The sequence below is a fragment of the Sinomicrobium halophytocola genome, assembly GCF_052983395.1.
This window is the reverse complement of sequence record NZ_JBRKIT010000003.1, coordinates 1-3,456: the sequence shown is the minus strand read 5'-3', so window position 1 is coordinate 3,456 and position 3,456 is coordinate 1. Positions and strand designations below refer to the sequence as shown.

The window sequence follows — 3,456 nt, the reverse complement described above, 5'->3', positions numbered from 1 at the left end:
TATGGGGATCAATGATAAGATATTGATAGTCGAAGATGAGTTCATCCTTGCCAATGGCCTGAGGCTCATGCTGAGGGAGGCCGGGTTCGAGGTGTGCGAAATTGCCAGTTCGGTTCCAAGGGCCAGGCAAATCATCCAAAAGGAGAATCCCACCCTGGCCATCCTGGACATCCACCTGGAAGGCAGCCTTTCCGGGATCGATCTGGCCAGGGAACTGAAAACCGCAGGGATCGGGTTCATTTATCTCTCCGCCAATTCCAACAAGACCATCCTGGATGCCGCCAAGATAACGGAACCCTATGGGTTCCTTGTCAAGCCCTACCGCAAGAAAGAACTGCTCATAGCCATTGAGATAGCACAGTACCACCAAAACCAAAAACAGGAACTGTCCAAGACCGATGACACTGCTTCCGGGGGACAAAGACCGGATAGTCCCGGGGACCGCTCCGCCTTTGAGAACATTATCGGACAGAGTCCGCCACTATTGAAGGTCTTTGAACAGATCCGGAGGGTGGCCCCCATGGACACCTCCGTCCTGATTTTGGGGGAAAGCGGCACGGGAAAGGAAAGATTGGCCCATGCCATACACGAGCTCTCCCCCCGAAGGAACGGACCCTTTGTCATTGTAAACTGTGCGACACTGCCCTCCACCCTGATCGAATCCGAGTTGTTCGGCCATGAGAAGGGCACCTTTACCGGTGCCCTGGCACAAAGGATCGGAAAGTTTGAGCAGGCCCATGGCGGGACCATATTTCTTGATGAGATCGGGGAACTGCCTTTGGAAATGCAGCCCAAATTATTGAGAGTGCTCCAGGAAAAACATATGGAACGGCTCGGGGGCAACAAGGAGATCAACGTCGATGTCCGCGTAATTGCGGCCACCAACAAAAACCTGGAACGGGAAATCGGTGAAAACCGTTTTAGAATCGACCTGTATTACAGGCTCAACGTATTTCCCCTCAATGTCCCCCCGTTACGGGAAAGAATAGAAGACCTGCCCTTATTGTTAGACCACTTTATGGCCATATTTACACAAAAATCCGGTAAAAAAATCAAAATAACCGAAGCCGCAATCAAAAGTTTATCCCTTTACAATTGGCCCGGAAACATACGGGAACTACAACACGTGGTGGAAAGAAGTGCCTTGATGGCTTCTGAAGGCATAATTCAGACATTTCTTATACCGGAACACCCTATAGGCGAAGACCACGCATTAACGCCAAACAGCCTACAGTCCCTGGAAGAAGCGGCCAAGACACATATTATCAATGCACTTAAAAAGTGTAATTATAAAATATATGGTCCGGATGGAGCCGCTGAACTTCTGGACATCCCCCCAACCACTTTAACTTCCAAGATGAAAAAACTGGGGATTGACAAGCACAATTTGTAGGGGTTGCCAACAACACATTCTACATACCCCGGTAAATTATCACACTAATTGACTTTTGGGTATTCTGTCATAGGTCCGAACCCTACTCCGGCAATCGCAATTTTTCTCCAAGGAGCATGGATTTAATGCCTAAGCCCAGGAGTTATCTGCAATGCCCGGACCTGAACAGGCCCATTCATTCCCGTATTCCCCAATGGCCTATCGGTCGAAACATTTGATTCACGCAATAATTCCTTTGATTGCAATAACATAGTAGCTGTAATACAAATTTATCTTTATACAGTAGTTATCAGTCAATATTTTAATAAAAATTGAAGAGTTTAAAAATGGAAAATTCTAAATCACAAATTGAGGTGAATAAAGAAATCGTTCGCCAATTTTTCTCCGCTATTGAAAACAAACGATTCATTGAAATTTTTGACAAAATCGTAGCAGAAAATTACAATGACCATTTACCCGGTCAAGCACCTGGGCGTGAAGTTTTAAAACAATACTTCACAGGCTTGCATACTGCATTTGATCGCTTAAAGTTTCCGATATGGTTTATGATAGCCGAAGGAGACAAGGTAGCAGTTTATAATAGTGTACAGGGCATCCATACAGCTGACTATGGTGCTTTTAAAGCCAAAGGAAACGCAGTTGATGTAAAAGCATTTCAATTATATCGTATTGACAATGGACAACTTGCGGAACATTGGGAAGTCGCAGATTTTGCAACATTACTGCAACAAATACAGGCCTGATGCCACTCAAGCCGTTGGTAATCAACAACAACATAGGGAGGTTGATTTGGGAAATTGGTGCAAATAAAGATTCTCCTGTGGGGACAGGGATGGACATCGCCATTTTTGAGAATGGTCAATAAAGTCACTCTATGTGTTTCTTGATCCATAAGTGCACCTTACTTCCGCTAAAGTTTTGCGGAACATCACAAACCAGCCCATTTTACAAGTCTTATACAATAATTTCCTACCTAACTATTTTGAGAATTAATCCTGTAGAACGAAGAGTTCAATAAATAATAGAATTTACGATGAAAAGATTACAAAACAAAGTGGGCATTATTACTGGTACGGCCGGTGGAATATAGGTGCTGCTGTAGCAAAGATCTTTGCACAAGAAGGTGCAAAAGTATTGATCACAGACATTCAGGAAGATAAACTATACGCAGTTGCGGAGGAAATTCTTGTTGCAAATGGAATTGTGGCCTATATGCTGCAAGATGTGGCTACCGAGGAAAGCTGGCAGAAAGTAACAGAGAAAGCAGTAACGCTCTTGTGGCTACAATTGAAAGTGAGGAGGAAGCTCTCGAAACTGGTGGAGTCCTTGCGGGTTGAAGAAATTAAGTTAGCCGCTGAAGTTCAATTTATAAAACAATAATCAATTAATAACTATTTAAATTTTAAGAAAATGAAAAAATCAATTTTAACCTTCGTATTAGCTGTAACGGCACTGTCGGGATTTGCCCAAAAGCCAAGTCCGGACCTATTGAACCCCAACAACCATACCTTGGTAATGATCGACCACGAAGGCCAAATGGCTTTTGCTACCAAGAGTATCGACATGTCCCTACTGCGGGACAATGTAGGGCTTGTCGCCGGTGCCTCGAAAATCTTCAATGTTCCGACTGTTGTCAGCACGGTCGAGGAAAAATCCTTCAGTGGACCGGTCTTCCCCGAGATATTGGAGGCCTATCCCGATGTATCGAAGTACTATGACAGGACCTCGATGAACACCTGGGAAGATGCAGAGGCCCACAGGGCGATCACGGGCAAAGGGAAAAAACGTTTGGTCCTTGCCGGTCTATGGACCAGTGTCTGTGTTGTCGGTCCCGCCCTATCGGCCCTGAGTGACGGCTACGAGGTCTATATCATCACCGATGCCTGTGGGGACATCACCCAGGAGGCACACGACCAATCGGTTACCAGGATGGTCCTGGCAGGTGCAAAGCCGATAACATCCCTGCAGTACCTGTTGGAACTTCAGAGGGACTGGTCCCGTGCCGAGACCTATAAGGCCGTGACCACCTTGGCGCAAAAATACGGCGGATCCTATGGACTGGG

General features: G+C 45.8%; 4 protein-coding genes. All 4 read left to right on the top strand.

Features of this window, described 5'->3' with window-relative positions; all coding sequences use genetic code 11:
* Window positions 1–1,393 (top strand): sigma-54-dependent transcriptional regulator (locus ACVBDY_RS01045; RefSeq protein WP_447173621.1); only part of this gene is annotated, 1,393 nt, incomplete at its 5' end.
* A 326-nt stretch (window positions 1,394–1,719) separates the two neighbouring features.
* Complete coding sequence (locus tag ACVBDY_RS01040) at window positions 1,720–2,136, top strand: ester cyclase (protein ID WP_447173620.1); 417 nt, start codon at window positions 1,720–1,722, stop codon at window positions 2,134–2,136.
* Between the two features lie 271 nt (window positions 2,137–2,407).
* Window positions 2,408–2,773, top strand: a complete 366-nt coding sequence (locus tag ACVBDY_RS01035) for an SDR family oxidoreductase (RefSeq protein WP_447173622.1) — start codon at window positions 2,408–2,410, stop codon at window positions 2,771–2,773.
* Window positions 2,774–2,803: 30 nt separating this feature from the next.
* Window positions 2,804–3,456: hydrolase (locus ACVBDY_RS01030; protein WP_447173619.1), on the top strand; the 653-nt coding region annotated here is incomplete at its 3' end.